The sequence below is a fragment of the Paenibacillus sp. UNC217MF genome (genome assembly GCF_000686865.1).
GTDB classification, from domain to species: Bacteria; Bacillota; Bacilli; order Paenibacillales; family Paenibacillaceae; genus Paenibacillus_B; species Paenibacillus_B suaedae.
In genome coordinates, this window is the sequence record NZ_JMLT01000027.1 from 1 (window position 1) to 15615 (window position 15615).

Genomic DNA, 15615 nt, shown 5'->3' on the forward strand with positions numbered 1-15615 from the left:
CATCTCAAACCCCTCAAGATGATTGCCAAACTCTAGCGGTGTACCTAATGCAATTCCACGAAAGCTGACTGCGCGGGCCACATGGAATTCTTGGGCGATATCTACGCCGATGACTAGGTGATGAACGGTAATGTTTTCAATGAGTTGATTTTGCTTGTCCTGTGCCTTAAACTTCATAGTAGAGCGACCTCCTGGATGGGATTATTGAGGCAATGACCTCGTGCACAACCCCATCGTACCGAGGCGCTCGTTTTTGTTCAACCACCCAATTATTCGTATTACAGGAATTCTAACGGAGAACGATAGTTGAATACAGACACGAAGGCAGCCGGTCATAATGATCGGATGCCTTTGTTTCACTAACGGGCAGTTTACTTCGAAAAGGTATGAAGAAAGGACTATTCTAACATGGAACACGTATCAAATGTAGACAAGCAGGAATCAATAAAATCTTTGCAATCGACAATCAGTAAACTAGAGAATGCCTTGTCCCAGATGACTCAAAATGGTGCAAGTACTACTCTAGTGAAGAAACGACTCAGAGCTATTTACATCGGCTTAGCTTTGCTAGAAAACGTTTGGAATCAAAGCCCCCATCATTATACCCAGGGAGATTTAGCAGAAGCTCGCAATGTTATTACTGGTTTATTTCCATCAATTGAAAACAGTTATGCTAAGTCAAAGACTGGTAGTCCCCAAAGAACACTCCTGGAAAGAAGAATTAAAGCGTTAGAACTAGCTGTTCAAGCGATTGACGAACTTTCTCACTAATAACTCGTAATATAAACGAAGCACCTCTAAGTTAACGGGACACGATAGCTTAATAAATAACTAAAACGTGGCTGCCGTGATGGATCGGCAGCCACGTTGCGCTAACCAGCAGGATAATGGTAATGGAATAATGAGGAATTACCTCGAATTTCAAATAGGTGAGAAAAACAGAACATAATACTCGTCTATATAGATGTACCAACTTTATGAGGAAGGAGAAAGATATGAGCTGTAATCAGACAGATGATGATATCATCACCCTTATTCTTCATGGTAAGCCCGAACGGTTCGCTGATTTGGTCAACAAATATAAACAGAAAGTGTATGGGATCTTAGTCGGGATGGGCGCGACCCACGAGGATGCACAAGATACCGCCCAAGAGGCCTTCATGAAAGCATACCGTAATCTGGGATCACATGAATCAGGCAAGAGCTTTGCCGCATGGCTATATACCATTGTTGTTCGCACATTCCAGGATAAATTTAAGCGTAAAGCATTGACCCTGATTGAACTGGATACAGATAATTTCATCGAAGTGGATACGCCTGAACATATCTACTTGAAAGCTGAGTCCAAAGCAGACATTCATCGCTTGATGTTGCAATTACCCGATATACAACGGTTGGTCTTATTATTGCGCTATACCGAAGAGCTTACTTATGAAGAAATGTGTGCAGTAACAGGATTGAACATGCATCAAGTCAAAAATGCATTGTACCGTGGCAAACAATCACTGAAACGCCGCATCGAGCAGAAAGGAGCGTATATATATGGGACAGAATTGCATCAATCAAGAACGTATTGAGGAGTTAATGATCCAGAAACAACTGGGTACCGTGATGAAACATATCGAAGGATGTATAGCATGTCGCCTTCGGTTGGAGGCATGTATTGAGGAAGGCCAGATGTTGAAGGACGCACTATTTCATGCACAACCTGACGAGGATTTCACCGCGCAGGTCATGGCTGGTATTCTCTCTACTGACAGCGCTTCTATAGAGGAGCAACAAATTTCAGAAGATGGTGAGAATTACAGGGGGTGGTTCCGTCGGAAGCTGCGTATTCGTTGGCCACTGGTTACTGCCGCAGGATTACTGCTGGTTCTCCTCTCCATGAGTTTCGCGCAGCCGACCATTGCGAATTGGATTAAATCTTTATTCAGCACGACGGATACGATCGATGTAAGCCTGCTGCACTCGGAGCAGTTAGGCATTCATCATTTTGCAAATATCAAGGTGAGTGACAAAGGATATACGCTTGAGATCAAGGAAGTTGTCGTCGATACGGCCCGAGCACTCATTGCGTATCGTCTAACCGACCCAAGTGGAAAAGTGGTCAACGATATGTTTGATAGGGACTTGATTGCATTTACGGATGCGAATGGGAAATCTTTAGGTGCGCGTGTGACAGGAAATGATTTTTTACCTGAGTTGAAAGATACAGGATATGTTAACTCTGGGTATCGTATTGCAAAAATAAGTTTTGTTAATACGCCTGAAACGGATACCATTCACATGAATGGAAAAATTGACCATATTGGCCATGCTTCGGACAAACCTAGATTCAATGATTTGTTGCATGGAGATTGGAGCTTTTCCATGGAGATTGACATAACGTTGGCGAGAAAGAAGATGCAAGTGATCCCACTGCACGACGCTAAATATACATCGCCAGATGGAACGCAGATTGAAGCTACGAAATTGATTTATCATGCCAGCGCATATCAAATCGAATTTCAAACCAAGATTTCTCTAGCTGCGGTACGTCCATCAGATCCCATTCATCTGAATGACTATCACCAGCTAGGTTTTTATTTAGAGGATCAACATGGAAATATGATTGGTAGAGTGAATTATGCGGCCAACGATAAGGATGAGGATTATCGCAGCAGCTTAGACAACGTGTACTGTCGTAATGACAACAAGGATTCGTCTGATTTAATCACCTGTATATATACGATGTATAACATTAGGGACAACGTGCCTGATCCGGCTCGAATCGTTGTGAAGAATTACAACCTTCCCGTACATTCTTCGGAATCGGTTACGGTCAATATGAAGCAATTATCATCACATCCCGTTATATGGAAGGCACACGGCGATGAACTTACAGTGATGAAAGTAGATGGATTTGAAGATTCGCGGCCTTATGTAAAGCTGGGCAAAGGGACTTCGTTGAAACTAATCGTATCTGGCGTATTTCGTAATAACTTTGAAGATGATCAATGGGTAGCAACGGATGAAACAGGTCAAGTCTATTCACTGTACATTAGTCATAGTGGTTCTAGCAATTACAAGAACGTTGAAGACGACCGTATGACACACACATTAGATAATTACTCTTTTGCTCTCGTTGATGGCATGCAGCATATACCGAAGCAGCTCACACTTACACGAAAAGTTACTGATAAATTATTTACCGGCTTGGAGTGGAGTATTCTGTTGCCTGCTCGCACACAAGAGGACTAGCTCACTGCTGTTAAGCCTTGTATTGCACTATAAAAACAGTTTAACTTTTTTTATATGACCTTGCATGGTTACGCTAACGGGTACGATAGTTGAATAACACACTTTATTGAGCAGGCGACGATAGTCTGCTCTTTTTGTTAAGCTAATGGGTAGGTTTGTATGAAAAGCCCCTACTTGTATTTATCTATGCGTAATGTTAATCTGAACAATAGAGATGCAAACAAAGGAGCATTAAACCTTATCATGTTGATTACTCTGTAAAGATTAACAATTCGAAAAGATGCCTGTAATAGTGCTACACTATGTTATTTGGCATGCTTTTCTTTAATCTTACAGGGTATGCAGGGAAAGGTATATCATAAACCCATTCTGCGGATACCTGATGGTATCCGCTTTTATTTTCGCGGGAAACCGCATCTCTATTGATTCTTACCTGCTTATCCTCCTAATAACGAATGGAGGAACTATATGATGAGATCGAAGTTAGTCTTGATTGAGGGGTTGCCAGGATCCGGGAAAACAACAACTGCTGAACTAGTTCATGAAATTCTTACGGAGATGAACATTAAATCTCAGCTGTTTTTAGAAGGAGATCTAGATCATCCTGCTGATTATGACGGAGTCGCCTTTTTTAAGGAAAATGAATTCGATGAATTATTGAGTACCCATGAAAAGTTCAAAGATTTGTTGAGTAATCGTATGATTAAAGATGGTAACAATTACTTCCTAGAATATCGGAAAGTAAAAAACGAATACGATTCACGTTTTCCAGATGAATTGCTACATGCAGTTTTCAAAAATGATGTGTATGCATTGTCACTAGATATGAACAGGAAACTGATAACAGAGAAATGGAAGAAGTTTACGGAGAGTGTTTTGAATGGTACAGACACCTTTGTTTTTGATTGTTGTTTTATACAAAATCCTGTAACTATGGGGATGATTAAATATGCCGCAAAGAAGGAAGACGTTATAAGTTATGTCATAGAACTGGCAACAATTGTGGAGCAACTGAATCCATTGTTGATTTACGTAGAACAGAACGATCTTGAACTTTCTTTCAGAAAGGCTGTAAAAGAAAGACCTCAAGAATGGTCAGAGGGATTTATAGAATATTATACAAGCCAAGGGTATGGAAAAAAGCAGTGTTACAAAGGGTTAGAAGGAACTCTGCAGGTTCTTAAGGCAAGAAGGGAATTAGAAGAAGAAATATTTAATGGCTTACATATAGCTAAGAAAAAAGTAGACAACTCTTCATTTCATATTAACGATTATAAGCAAGTTTTAGTGGGGATTTTATCAGAATATTTTGACTCAACAAACTAACGAGAATCTATTACGCTAACGCAATGGAACAGCGACAGTCTAGGACTTTATTTATTTCGTCCGTAGCTGTCGCTGTTCCAATTTCTCAGGTCAGTCTAACAGCGTTCGTTTATTTATTGGCCGCCACTGCAACAGAGAGCAGATATTCTGCTACATTCGCAGGCACTTTAGAGTAGAACTTGCGGATGGTGGCAAGGGAAGGTAGAGGTTCCATTACCATATAGTATCCATCCTTATTCTTGTATAACGTGTTCCGGCTGGTTTCGTAAAGTTCCCCCGTATTTTTGCCAAACACGGTTTTCGTCTTTTCCGACCACGTTACATAGACAAGCAAGTCCTTCGCATCTTCCGGGATGGAACGAAGGTATTTCCAACGCTCAATATGGAGTTTTTTTGTAAATTCGAAGATTTTCTTATTGTCTGTGATCGTATGCAATAGGCTGCCATCGGTAATGGAGTGGACTTCTATTTTCTGTTTTTTTTGTGCCATACGATCCTTGACATCGTCCCATTCTATATTTTGCAGATCTTCATCTTCCTCAATTTCTGTAGCGACTTCGTCCCAGACAGCGTTTTGTACGGTCTCATTCACGAAATTGGCTGTATCTTCTAATTCCTCAAGACCTTGGACACTTTCTACAATCTGGTTTGTTATTATGCCTGATGAACAACCGCCCAGAAGCAATGCTGCCGCCAGTCCGCCAATCAGGAGTATATTTTTCTTGTTATTTTTGTTACGCATCGTTATCCCCCGTTCCTTTTTTGCCAAACTAATAATCAATAACCTACAAACAAAATCGTTCGCATTCAAAAGAGTGCTGCAACCATTCAGATTGTAGCACTCGATCCTGTTGAGATTATGCACTTGTAAAAAATCGACGGGGTTTTTGTCAAAATTGGGTTACCTGTCGTACAAAGCAATCCGAACTAGGAAAGAATGCTTTGAACTTTCTACATCCATGGTGCCAAGTTCATCCACGGCTTTTTTCACGTTCTTTAATCCTAATCCATGGAAAACCGGTTCGTTCTTCGTAGACACAGGCAATCCGTTGTCCCATTTCTGAATGGGGCTCGCTGAATTCTCAATGCGGATGAATAGCGTGTGGTTGATGTAGGACAGGTTGATACGAACCCAACGCTCCCTACTCTGTAATTCCCTGCACGCCTCTCTCGCATTATCCATCAGATTCCCAACGATAATGACGGCTTGTTCGAATGACAGCTTTAAGCCGGAAGGTACATGAATATCTGTCTCTACGGTGACTCCCTCGTGGAGCATTTCGGCGATTTTGATGTTCAATATGGAATCCAAGTATTGGTTCCCGGTTGAAATCACGGTTTCAATTTCTTTGAGCTGGCCGGATGCAGCGTTTAAAAAGCCAATGAGTTCGTTGTTGTTGTCCTGCTTTGCCGCCAGCTGCTCGGCAGATCTGATATAATTCCCCATATCATGATGCAGTGCCCGAACCTGCTGATGGGCGGCCTCTAGTTCCTTGTAATACCTATGCTGTAATTGCACCTGCTGTTCCAGCATGGTGTTCTCCCGTTCTGTATGCATTAGAGTAGAGAATTTATCAAAAACCACAAACAGCGAAAGGTTAATGAACAAAAATATGAGACTAATTGGAATTTCCACGGTCAGCGAGTAGGGATCCTCCCTCTTGGAAATATAATATTCCATAACGCCTAGTGCTGCCGTACTGGCTACGGTAATGGCCATAAGTAAAAGCCAAAGATGAAAAGGGATAGACCACTGTTTCCCTCTGTCCGTTTTTCGGATAAGTTCCAATAACAGATAAAAACCTACGTGACATAGAATAAGTGTTAGCCAAATGCTCTTATCTTCAATTGGTGTAACAATCAAATCGTATAATAGAATCCAGAAATAGGATACCGTTAAAAGTATCCCGATATATAACACCTTTTTTTGGCGATTCGGCGGATAGCATAGTAAAAAGAACATACTGCATAGTACGGTGATGGGTGGAAGCGCCGCAGGGCGGACGGGATTCAGAATCATTCGCAAACCGCATGTTATAGCCAGCATTGCAATAGCGGCTGCTGCATACAGCTTGATGTGATTGATCCGAGCCTCTCCAAACACTTTGTTAAAGAGACGCAGTATAAATAGAATCTCGATCATGCTAAGAACGACTTCAAGCCCAAAAATGATCGCATCGGTAGTTGTCTGAAAATAAGTCATGGATTGCCGCTTCTCCGTTCTATGAAGGACAGATGTGCTTGTTTCACCTCGTTCAGATAGCGCTTGCTGATCGGCAATTGCGCTTCGTTTTGCAAATGAATAGCCATTTTGTTAATGGAGCGGATGTACTCCATATTCACTAAGAATGAGGCGTGAATCCGGCAAAACAGATTCGTATCCAGCCCAGACAGGATGTCCGTGATTTTTCCGTAAAACTCATAGGTATCTCGATTGGTATGGATAATTACCCTTCTTCCTGCCCCTTCAAAATAAAGAATGTCACTGCAGCGAAGCTGGTATTTGTCATGCCCGATCTGAAAAAAGAATAGCTGCTTCGACACTTTGATGTGTTCCGCAGCGTCCAGCAAGATGGGGGACAACTTTTGAGCAGTTACAGGCTTTCTTAAAAAGCGAAACGGCAAAACTTCAAAAACTTCATATACATATTCTTTATGGTCTGTGATAAAGATAATGATCGCATTTCGATCCTGCTCCCGGATAACCGAAGCAATTTCAATTCCATTTTGGCCAGGCATTTCAATATCAAGCAGATAAATATGATAATGTGACCCAGCCTGCAAGCATCTTAGCAAGTCAGCGCCACTATAATACACATCGCTGGAGAATTCCATTCCGGACATGTTTGAAAGTAGTTCCTCAATATCATTTGCAACATTTATATCGTTATCACATATCGCTATATTCATTACAGCCACTCCATTAAAAACCAGATAGCTTGATTCTATATTATTTTTAGGAAGCCTACAATTTTGTTACATAAAGATATTTAATATTTTGTTTACAATCTCCTAGGGTTTTATTGCCTTCCGATAGGTTAAGCGCTATAATCGGTAGGGTTTGTAGATATACATATATGCTATAAAGGGGGAATCTTGGTGAAGACTAGCAAATGGGATAAGATCAAACGTAGTCTGGCCAGCGGTCTAGTTGCTTCAGTTGCAATGCTCGGATTTGTCATTCCGGCACAGGCGAATCAAGCGCCGGTCGAAGCTCCGCAAGTAAGTTCTTGGTCGATCAGCGTTCTGAATGAGGGAGAAAAGTACGGAATATTCCCACTGACGTGGTACACAGACGGTAGTTTCCAACAGCCGATCACAACAGACAAGTTCCAAGCACTCTTGAAGGCAACTTCTGCGAAGCTGGATGCACTGGAATTAAAGAAAAAGAATACGTTCACAGTACCGGCAACCGAGAAAGTCATTACGAGAGAATCGGTAATCAATGCAGTATACGGGGTATTGGATCAATACGAATTGCCTGAATCCATTCAAATTGGAACGGATGAGCCAATTGCTTTCTTCCAGAAGAAAGGGATTGTTAACGGAACGGGCAAAGGCCTTGACCTAGACAAGCCAAGTACGGTAGAGCAAGCGGTTGTGATGGCAAGCCGTCTTGTAGAGTACACGTATGATGCTGTTGACGGTGGAGCGAAGGGGCTTCTCTGGAAGGCAACGAAAGGTCAAAATACACTTTACTTGCTCGGATCGATTCATGTCGGCACTACTGAAATGTATCCGATGAAGAAGAGTGTGCGGGATGCTTTCAAGCAGGCAGATTCGTTGTGGGTTGAAGTTAATTTGCTAGGCAACAAAGATATGGACTACTTCACACAATCGATGGCGTATGCAGACGGTACAACATTGAAGGATCATGTCTCGAAGGAAACCTATGCGAAGCTGCAACAGGTATTGGAGCAAATGCAGCTGCCGAAGGATGTCTTTGACGGCTTCAAGCCATGGGCCGTATCGAATAGCCTTACGCTTGCTGGCATGACTGGGGCCGCAGAAGAGATGGCGCAAGCTGCTGCGCTTGGCATTGATTCCTACTTCACCAATTCGGCAGTGCTTACTGGCAAGCCAATTCATGAGCTGGAAGGCTTAAAGTTCCAAGCTGATGTCTTCAGTAAGGTTCCAGCTGCGACGCAAGAGAAGGAATTGAATGATGCAATGGATCAAATGTTGACACCAACAGGCAAGCCGGATAAGTCCATGGAGCTGTTACAATCTTGGCAGAAGCTGTGGGTGAAGGCGGACCTGGATCAGTTCACGAAATCCTTCATTAGCACGGAAGAGATGACACAAACGGATTCGGCAAAGCGCTTGTTTGGCGAACGCGACAAGAACATGGCGAAGAAGCTGATGGAGCTGTTGGATAAAGAAGGCTCCTCGACGCACTTTGTCGTTGTAGGTGCAGGCCATTACGTGATCCAAGATATGGTCGTTGATCAGTTGAAGGCGAACGGGTATCAAGTAGAATTCGTGAAATAGAATAGTGGAATAGAGAGGCTGATCCTCATGTCACTGACTGGTGGTGAGGATAGGCCTCTTTTTCTTAAGCTCTTTTCTGAAATATTGTTGCTATTAGAGAGCCTGCGAAATAATAGACCCAGAACATTCGTTTGTAGAGAGCTGACTCACAATGAATTGGCAATCTGTATACGGCGATTTTAGAGATTTAACAAAGTCTGAGCAACATTCATTATTTCAGGCTATTAGAGATACGTTATTTTCAGAGGCAAAAGCTGATATTGCTAATATGGTTGGAGCAATATACACTGCCTAAAATTGCAGAAGAAATAGAAATCCATACCTATCACTAGCGGTTAAAGAAATGGATGGAACGCTTTAATGGTGTGGTTACGAAGTATATAGACAACTAATGGTGTTGGGAGCTTGTAAGCAAGTGATTTTTATGACAACGGCAACATTACAGGCATAAAAAACCAGTTGATTGAGACAACTGGTTCAATAAAGGTTTTATATTGGATATTCATTCAACCAAATTAATGCTTGTTCATAATCATCAAAAAATTTTACGGATTCTTTTGTATTGGATTGTTGTAAATAATTCATTATCTCCCCTTCTTCAAGGAGAAACGCAATTGCCTTACTGTGATTCAAAATGGTTTCATTGAAGAACTTATCTTTCCATGCTTTTTGAACAGAAAAATGATCTGGCGTGTATCCTTTTCTATCCACCAACAATTTGTATTTCCGACCCTCGGAAATGAATTGCTGACAAACCTGCTCAAAACCATTAAACCATTCATAAACATCATCTGTTTTAATCTTGCCAATTAGATGGGTAACAATTAAATCCCCTGAAACTGTAGTGCTGATATTCTGTTTGCTCAACTTGGAATCCTCTCCCTTAGTTACAATTATGCGTAAAAATCTCACAAAATCAATAAGGATAAAATTCTTACGCAATAAAGCAACATTATTTACGAAAAGAGCCTTATCTTAAGAGATATCGTTCCCCTGATAGAATCATTATCGTGAATATTCAATTCGTATTCATCTCTAATTTAATTCGCTTGATTGATGCACAATGACTGAAGATGCTCATTCAGAATTCGCTCAACACGCTCGACTTGCAAGCGCTGCGGATGAAGGATGAGGTGAAGGGCGAGCCCATCAAGTAGCGCATATAATTTCTCAATTTCAATCTCATAGTCGAGATCTGGCTTGGCCAACTTCTTCTCCTGCAGTAGGTCTATCACGTATTTGGTAACATAATAAATCCCATCGTTCAACTCATTGCTTAAGTGCTGAAGCTCGGTATGCGTGAGCGTTTTGGAGGTGAAGGACAGCCATGCTTCCATTTCGGTTCTTCGGTCTTCGTCGATAGGCAGGAACTGCATCAGAAGCTGAAGCAGGCTGGGAAGTATTCGATCATCGAGCACAAGCGTGGATAACCGTTCCTCCACCTGCTCGCGAAAAATATTCATACAAAAGGCAAATAGCTCAACTTGTGAAGAAAAATAATGACGCAAGGAACCAACGGACAATCCTGCTTCTATCGCGACCGTTCGAACGGTTGCATGATCAAGCCCCTCGCGTTGAATGACGCGAATGGCCGCTTCGGCAACCAGTCTTTTTCGTTTTTCATGATCAACTATTTTTGGCATGCCCCTATTATACACACTTTACCGTTTTTATACAGCATGCTATACTCCTTTTTAATACAATGTACTAAATAAATAGAGAAGGAAGGGATACGGCATGCCGAGCGAGCTCATAAGCAACACGACCAAAGGGAAGGCACGTTGGAAAAAAGGGTTATTGTTTTCTTTTTTGTTCCTCATCATTCTGATTGGTTCAGGATTTGTGTATGAAATGATTGCTTCGAAGCTCGGAGAGCAAGCCTTCCCTATGCAGGGCAAGCTTATTCAGATTGACTCTGGCAATTACCAGCTTCATCTGCAGCGTACTGGCGAGAGCCGGAAAGGTGTTCCTATCATCATTATGGAAGCAGGAAGCGGGGAGACGAGTTTATCTTGGGGGGACATTCCCGCACAGCTTGCCCCATTTGCCACTGTTGTGACGTATGATCGTGCAGGTTATGCCTGGAGTACGAAGGCACGTACGGAACGAACAGGAGAACATATTGTGAAGGAACTGCATGAAGCACTCGACAAAGAGGGAATTAAGGGGCCTTACATCCTAGTTGGGCATTCCTTAGGCGGTATGTATGCGCGATTATTTGCTCAGACCTATCGGGAAGAAGTGACCGGGTTAGTGTTAATTGACGCTAGAACAGAGGATTACATGCGGGAAACAGCATCAATCTATGCGCAGGAAACCAATCAAGAAAGGCCATCCGCTTTCTTACTTGGACTTATGAAGAGCTCAGGCGTGCTGCGCCTGTTCCAAGATTCCTTGCTGGAAGGGCTGGTTGCAAAGGAAAAGCGTTCGCAGTTCATCAATGTGATTGCGAAGCCAAGCTATTTCGATGCTGTTGAGGAGGAAGTGAAGCTGCTTGGGAGCACGGAAGATGCGATTCGTGGACAGAAGCTGGGAGATATACCGGTAAGAGTGATTCCACGAGGGATTCCACACCCTTTCTCAAATGCAGGCATTTCAGAACAAGGCGCGAAGAAGCTTGAGGAAATCTGGCAGGCAGGCCAGCGGAGAATGCTGGACATTTCAACGAACAGCAAGCTGATTGTGGCTATGAAGAGCGGGCATATGGTCATCAATGATGAACCACAGCTGGTGGCGGACGTTACGAGGGAAGTTATGGCATTGACCACCGCCACAAAAAACTAAGGATCACATGCTACATGCAACGTCACCATACGCTACAAAAGATGGGGCAATTATGATTAATCGATCAATTGGTGTTGATATGTAGGGATATATTGCAGAGATATAAAAAGGTCAGGATACAGCGGATTGCTGCGTTCCTGACCTTGATTGGTATGCAGCCAAGCTGCTGGTATCAGATGCTGGGCCTGAGAATTACAGAGCTATCAGATCCCGGGATAATGTGTTCAGCCGCTCGATTCCGTTCTCTGTAATGAGCACCATATCCTCGATCATGATTGAGCCGATGCCATAGCCATAGTAAGGGGTCTCCAAGCAAATCACCATGCCTGGCTGGAATATCGTGTTCTCGGACGGGCTTAGAAATGGTGCTTCTTCAGCTGCCAAGCTAAGACCTGCACTGTGGCCTAAATGACCTCGATTGTAGGTAGGCAGACCAGATTGTCGGATAATAGACATGGCATCGTTGAATGCATGCTTCATCGGCATACCAGGTTCGATGATCTTCAATAGATGATCATGTCCAGTTCGCAGCGCGTTGTAGATTCGCTTTACTGTATCGGATGGTTCGCCGAGCACGAAGGTACGGGCGATGTCCGAACCGTAGCCGCCAACATCTACACCAACATCGAACTTTATAACGTCACCAGCTTGGCCGGGTCTTGTATCAAAAATATGTGCAGGTGCGAAATGGTCACCCACAGATATCATATGGAAGCGGGAAGGGGAGCCGTTCGCATGAGTCAGCAGCGCGAGCCGGAACGCATCCGCGATCTCAGCTGCTGAGCTGCCGATGTGAATGCCCTTGCTCGCTTCTGTGATGCCAATCTCGGCATATGCACAGCTCTGGCGGAGCTGTTCAACCTCCCATGGAGTCTTGAGCATACGCAGTTCAGTGAAGATCGCGCTGGCTTCCGTCAGTTCGACATTCGGCAGAGCTTCTTGCAGTGCTTGTGCAGCTGTGTATTTCATGGAGCCCAGTTCAACTGCAATCTTGCCTGTACTTATTCCGTAGTCAGCGAGCACGTGTTGGAGCAAGCCGAACATCTCCTGAACTTGATGATTGACGGGGCGTCTTCCTTCATACTTATCACCCCGCAAGCCAAGTGGATCATCGACATCGACCCAGGTCGGGTATGTTCGCTGCTCGCATTGTGGAAGGTCATTCGGAACGCCAGCCGCCTCGAACTCATTCATAATAATGACCGTCTGGCGCGATGGATCGCGGAACATAACGGCCAATGCGACTTCACTCATGCGCAGCGTATACATAAATGTGCTGGGGTGGCCCGACAAGTAATAGAAATTTTCGCAGCCGCTTGCCACAATCGCTTCTATTTTCTCTCTTTCCATAATGGAACGAGCCCGTTCCGCGACATTGGCCAGATGCGCTGCTTTGTCGAACTTCATGCTGTACACTCCCTTTGCAGAATTCGTATCTTATCGTAACGACCAGATCATTCCGAGCTTCTGTTCGTCTTATGAGATCGTGTCTGGTTCACTGGCGAGCTGACGCAAGAACTTGCGGGCACGCTCCGTCTTAGGCTGATCGAAAAATTGCTCAGGAGTTCCTTCCTCCTGAATAACACCGTCGCTCATGAAGATGACGCGATTCGCAACTTCTCTGGCGAATTTCATCTCATGTGTCACGATGATCATGGTCATGCCTTCTGCTGCCAGCTTCTTCATCACCGCCAGCACTTCACCTGTTAGTTCGGGATCAAGTGCAGAAGTCGGTTCATCGAAGAGCATAATTTGCGGCTGCATCGCGAGTGCGCGAGCAATGGCGACACGCTGCTGCTGACCCCCAGACAGGCGAGATGGATACTCTTCCTTTTTGTGGAGGAGGCCTACTTTTTCAAGAAGTGTCTCCCCAATATTTGCGGCGTCAGCCTTACTCATCTTCTTCACAATGGTTGGAGCCATCGTGACGTTTTCCAACACGGTCATATGAGGGAATAGGTTGAACGACTGAAATACCATTCCGGTTAATGTACGAATACGCTGTACGGCTTTCTTCTTGGAAGAGGCGTCCAGCGCAGCATTCCATACCGCATCACCGATCTGTATGGATCCGGAATCAGGAGTTTCTAAGCCATTCAAGCAGCGCAGCAGCGTGCTCTTGCCAGATCCGCTGGGCCCGACGAGTACGACGATTTCACCAGAACGGACTTGCAGATCAATATCTTGGAACACGACCAGTTCGCCGAAGCTTTTTCCTAGTTTTTTTACCTCAATCATGATGATCTCACGTCCTTAGTAGGCTTTCGACAAGCGAGCTTCGATTCGGTTCAGAATCGCGGAGAAGCTCAGGCTCATTACCCAATACATAATGGCAATCGCGATGAAAAATGGCATCGCCACGTAATACTGCGCAATCAACAATTGCGCGGTGCGCAGCAGCTCGGTTACCGTCACGATCGATACGAGCGAGGTCTCCTTCAGCATGCCGATGAACGTATTGCCCATTGGGGGAATCGCTACACGTGCAGCCTGCGGCAGCACAACCCGCCACATCGTCTGCCACGGCGTCAACCCAAGGGATTGGGCAGCCTCTGTCTGTCCGCTGGATACAGCAAGAATGGCACCGCGGAACGTCTCGGACAAGTAAGCACTGATGTTGATACTAAGTGAAATAAAGGCCGCGTTGAGCGGCCCGAGTGTGATCCCGAAGTCGGGTAGTCCATAGTAGATAATGAAGATTTGCACCAATACAGGCGTTCCGCGAATGATGGACACATATATTCTTGCGACATTGCGGACGAACTTATTTCCCTTTAAGCGAGCTACGGCGACAACCAATCCGATGAGGAGTCCAAAGAACATGGATACGATCGTAATCAGCAGTGTGTAATAAGCGCCTTTTAATAGAAAGTCTAGGTTTTGAATAACGAGTTCCATCTCTTGCACCTTCCCGGACTGGCTTAAATGTTAGGTTCTACATCAAACCATTTTTTGAAGATTTCTTTGAATGTACCGTCTGCTTTCATTTCTTCTAGTGCTTTATTAATGGCAGCTAACAGCTCTGGGTTATCTTTACGAATCGCGATACCTGCTACATCCTCTTTAATTGGCTCTCCAACTGCCTTCACGTCGAAATGATTTTTGTCAATCAGCGGCTTGAGTGCAAATACATTGTTAATCGTCGCATCAATACGGCCAACATTCAAATCCTGCAAGGATGTAATGACATCGTTGTATGTGGCAATTTCAAAGTTTCCAACCTTAGGCATAGCTACATCACGCAAATACTTCTCGTCATTGGTTCCAAGTCCGACACCAATCTTCTTGTCTTTGAAGTCTTCGAGCTTCTGAATGGACGTATTGTCACTCTTGACGATGACATTTACCGCATTTTTCACATACGGAGTAGAGAAGTCCATCTTCTGCTTGCGATCATCCGTAATGGTTACTTGGCTGACCAGTGCATCGTATTTATCTTTTTGCAATCCTTCGATCAGACCCGAGAATTCACCAGTAATGAACTCAACTTCCACACCAATATGCTTAGCGACTGCCTTGGCGATATCGGCATCGAAGCCATCGACCTCGCGCTTGTCATTGATGAAGTTATATGGGGCATAGGTGCCCATAAGCCCAACTCTAATCTTTCCGGATTGCTTGATGTGTTCCAGCGCGTTAGCTGAATCTGCATTGGATGATGACTTGCTTCCGCATCCGACAAGTGCGACTGCAAGAACGGTTAGCAGAGTAGTGGCTTTCAGAAATTTTTTCAATTGGACTGACATCGTTGTTGCCTCCTTTTAAATGTAGAGA

The 15615-nt window shown here is 44.0% G+C and carries 16 protein-coding genes and 1 pseudogene; 7 read left to right on the forward strand and 10 right to left on the reverse strand.

Annotation, left to right across the window (positions count from 1 at the left end; genetic code table 11):
* Positions 1-177 (reverse strand): annotated as a pseudogene (locus tag BP95_RS33100) (IS110 family transposase); the annotation flags it as partial.
* 231 nt (positions 178-408) lie between these two features.
* Here BP95_RS33100 and BP95_RS0114735 point away from each other — a divergent pair.
* The 4 genes from BP95_RS0114735 to BP95_RS0114750 all read left to right on the forward strand — a co-directional run bounded on the left by BP95_RS0114735 (position 409) and on the right by BP95_RS0114750 (position 4566).
* On the forward strand, positions 409-771 hold the full coding sequence (locus BP95_RS0114735; RefSeq protein WP_021253741.1) for a hypothetical protein: 363 nt from the start codon (positions 409-411) through the stop codon (positions 769-771).
* A gap of 224 nt (positions 772-995) precedes the next feature.
* Complete coding sequence (locus BP95_RS30425; protein ID WP_021253740.1) at positions 996-1577, forward strand: RNA polymerase sigma factor; 582 nt, start codon at positions 996-998, stop codon at positions 1575-1577.
* Positions 1543-3240, forward strand: coding sequence for a DUF4179 domain-containing protein (locus tag BP95_RS0114745; RefSeq protein WP_028532552.1), 1698 nt, complete (start codon positions 1543-1545; stop codon positions 3238-3240). Before BP95_RS30425 ends, BP95_RS0114745 begins: the two co-directional genes overlap by 35 nt.
* 471 nt (positions 3241-3711) lie before the next feature.
* A complete protein-coding gene (locus BP95_RS0114750) occupies positions 3712-4566 on the forward strand; it encodes a P-loop NTPase family protein (RefSeq protein WP_028532553.1) in 855 nt (284 codons plus the stop codon).
* A 109-nt stretch (positions 4567-4675) separates the two neighbouring features.
* On the opposite strand, the gene BP95_RS31955 is transcribed toward BP95_RS0114750, so the two are convergent.
* The 3 genes from BP95_RS31955 to BP95_RS0114765 form a co-directional block, all read right to left on the reverse strand.
* Positions 4676-5377: a hypothetical protein gene (locus BP95_RS31955; protein ID WP_155987273.1), complete on the reverse strand. Its 702-nt coding sequence runs from the start codon at positions 5375-5377 to the stop codon at positions 4676-4678.
* Positions 5378-5467: 90 nt separating this feature from the next.
* Positions 5468-6769 carry a sensor histidine kinase gene (locus BP95_RS0114760; RefSeq protein ID WP_028532555.1) on the reverse strand — a complete coding sequence of 434 codons (1302 nt, stop codon included), beginning with the start codon at positions 6767-6769 and terminating at the stop codon, positions 5468-5470.
* The gene (locus BP95_RS0114765) at positions 6766-7476 is read right to left on the reverse strand and encodes a LytR/AlgR family response regulator transcription factor (protein WP_021253734.1); all 711 of its coding nucleotides are present in this window, start codon (positions 7474-7476) and stop codon (positions 6766-6768) included. Before BP95_RS0114765 ends, BP95_RS0114760 begins: the two co-directional genes overlap by 4 nt.
* A 189-nt stretch (positions 7477-7665) precedes the next feature.
* Between BP95_RS0114765 and BP95_RS0114770 the strand changes: the two genes are divergently transcribed.
* The gene (locus tag BP95_RS0114770; RefSeq protein WP_028532556.1) at positions 7666-9057 is read left to right on the forward strand and encodes a TraB/GumN family protein; all 1392 of its coding nucleotides are present in this window, start codon (positions 7666-7668) and stop codon (positions 9055-9057) included.
* Positions 9058-9208: 151 nt separating this feature from the next.
* The gene (locus tag BP95_RS33105) at positions 9209-9352 is read left to right on the forward strand and encodes a hypothetical protein (protein WP_155987276.1); all 144 of its coding nucleotides are present in this window, start codon (positions 9209-9211) and stop codon (positions 9350-9352) included.
* 194 nt (positions 9353-9546) lie between these two features.
* On the opposite strand, the gene BP95_RS0114775 is transcribed toward BP95_RS33105, so the two are convergent.
* Both BP95_RS0114775 and BP95_RS0114780 read right to left on the reverse strand, forming a co-directional pair.
* The gene (locus tag BP95_RS0114775; RefSeq protein ID WP_081819892.1) at positions 9547-9999 is read right to left on the reverse strand and encodes a SpoIIAA family protein; all 453 of its coding nucleotides are present in this window, start codon (positions 9997-9999) and stop codon (positions 9547-9549) included.
* Between the two features lie 98 nt (positions 10000-10097).
* Complete coding sequence (locus BP95_RS0114780; RefSeq protein ID WP_028532558.1) at positions 10098-10700, reverse strand: TetR/AcrR family transcriptional regulator; 603 nt, start codon at positions 10698-10700, stop codon at positions 10098-10100.
* A 94-nt stretch (positions 10701-10794) separates the two neighbouring features.
* Here BP95_RS0114780 and BP95_RS0114785 point away from each other — a divergent pair, with 94 nt between their 5' ends.
* The gene (locus BP95_RS0114785) at positions 10795-11841 is read left to right on the forward strand and encodes an alpha/beta hydrolase (protein WP_036667121.1); all 1047 of its coding nucleotides are present in this window, start codon (positions 10795-10797) and stop codon (positions 11839-11841) included.
* 192 nt (positions 11842-12033) lie between these two features.
* On the opposite strand, the gene BP95_RS0114790 is transcribed toward BP95_RS0114785, so the two are convergent.
* From BP95_RS0114790 to BP95_RS0114805, 4 genes are all read right to left on the reverse strand, one after another.
* Positions 12034-13248, reverse strand: coding sequence for a M24 family metallopeptidase (locus BP95_RS0114790; protein WP_028532560.1), 1215 nt, complete (start codon positions 13246-13248; stop codon positions 12034-12036).
* A gap of 69 nt (positions 13249-13317) precedes the next feature.
* The gene (locus tag BP95_RS0114795) at positions 13318-14079 is read right to left on the reverse strand and encodes an amino acid ABC transporter ATP-binding protein (RefSeq protein ID WP_028532561.1); all 762 of its coding nucleotides are present in this window, start codon (positions 14077-14079) and stop codon (positions 13318-13320) included.
* Between the two features lie 15 nt (positions 14080-14094).
* Entirely contained in the window at positions 14095-14739 is a 645-nt protein-coding gene (locus BP95_RS0114800) for an amino acid ABC transporter permease (protein ID WP_021262238.1), read from the reverse strand.
* Between the two features lie 23 nt (positions 14740-14762).
* Positions 14763-15587 (reverse strand): transporter substrate-binding domain-containing protein, encoded by an 825-nt coding sequence (locus BP95_RS0114805; RefSeq protein ID WP_028532562.1) that lies wholly within the window; start codon positions 15585-15587, stop codon positions 14763-14765.
* Positions 15588-15615 lie beyond the last annotated feature (28 nt).

What these genes read in the sequence shown, in the direction of transcription:
- BP95_RS0114765 (WP_021253734.1), bottom strand. Translation starts at nt 7,476, where the DNA reads ATGAATATAGCGATATGTGATAACGATATAAATGTTGCAAATGATATT.
- BP95_RS0114790 (WP_028532560.1), bottom strand. Translation starts at nt 13,248, where the DNA reads ATGAAGTTCGACAAAGCAGCGCATCTGGCCAATGTCGCGGAACGGGCT.
- BP95_RS0114785 (WP_036667121.1), top strand. Translation starts at nt 10,795, where the DNA reads ATGCCGAGCGAGCTCATAAGCAACACGACCAAAGGGAAGGCACGTTGG.
- BP95_RS0114750 (WP_028532553.1), top strand. Translation starts at nt 3,712, where the DNA reads ATGAGATCGAAGTTAGTCTTGATTGAGGGGTTGCCAGGATCCGGGAAA.
- BP95_RS0114745 (WP_028532552.1), top strand. Translation starts at nt 1,543, where the DNA reads ATGGGACAGAATTGCATCAATCAAGAACGTATTGAGGAGTTAATGATC.
- BP95_RS0114780 (WP_028532558.1), bottom strand. Translation starts at nt 10,700, where the DNA reads ATGCCAAAAATAGTTGATCATGAAAAACGAAAAAGACTGGTTGCCGAA.
- BP95_RS0114805 (WP_028532562.1), bottom strand. Translation starts at nt 15,587, where the DNA reads ATGTCAGTCCAATTGAAAAAATTTCTGAAAGCCACTACTCTGCTAACC.
- BP95_RS0114800 (WP_021262238.1), bottom strand. Translation starts at nt 14,739, where the DNA reads ATGGAACTCGTTATTCAAAACCTAGACTTTCTATTAAAAGGCGCTTAT.
- BP95_RS0114760 (WP_028532555.1), bottom strand. Translation starts at nt 6,769, where the DNA reads ATGACTTATTTTCAGACAACTACCGATGCGATCATTTTTGGGCTTGAA.
- BP95_RS0114735 (WP_021253741.1), top strand. Translation starts at nt 409, where the DNA reads ATGGAACACGTATCAAATGTAGACAAGCAGGAATCAATAAAATCTTTG.
- BP95_RS33105 (WP_155987276.1), top strand. Translation starts at nt 9,209, where the DNA reads ATGAATTGGCAATCTGTATACGGCGATTTTAGAGATTTAACAAAGTCT.
- BP95_RS30425 (WP_021253740.1), top strand. Translation starts at nt 996, where the DNA reads ATGAGCTGTAATCAGACAGATGATGATATCATCACCCTTATTCTTCAT.
- BP95_RS0114795 (WP_028532561.1), bottom strand. Translation starts at nt 14,079, where the DNA reads ATGATTGAGGTAAAAAAACTAGGAAAAAGCTTCGGCGAACTGGTCGTG.